A 366-nucleotide genomic window follows, 5' to 3' on the forward strand; every position below is an offset into this window, starting at 1 on the left:
CGCGATGATTTAACTATCCCAACCACCCCTGGTTTTTGCATGTTTAACAGTTTTATGCAAGGAGAAGATCGCGAATGGAAAGATATGAATTATGGTTATTGGCATGATAGTATTGAAGATTTTTCTTTCTATTTTGAGTTTAATGATTTTGCAAGCGATTATGCATTACTTAATATGCCAGAAGCTTATTTTACACAAGGAGATGGTTATACCATTTATAAAGGTACGCGTGAGAGTAATAACTTAAAATTAGAAGAGTGGGTGGTTAAAAATAAATCTTCTGAAGACAATTTGGAATTTAATACTGACGGGTTAGCTTATATTTTTACTTTAGGCATTCATGTAACAGATCCAACTTATAAAACG

1 protein-coding gene is annotated in these 366 nt (G+C 32.5%); it reads left to right on the plus strand.

Annotated elements, in window-relative coordinates; translation table 11 throughout:
• Window positions 1-15 precede the first annotated feature (15 nt).
• On the plus strand, window positions 16-366 hold a 351-nt coding region (locus GQ596_RS11310), incomplete at its 3' end, for a T6SS immunity protein Tli4 family protein (protein ID WP_370516500.1).

This window comes from Gilliamella sp. Pra-s60, assembly GCF_009795755.1.
Taxonomy (GTDB): domain Bacteria; phylum Pseudomonadota; class Gammaproteobacteria; order Enterobacterales; family Orbaceae; genus Gilliamella.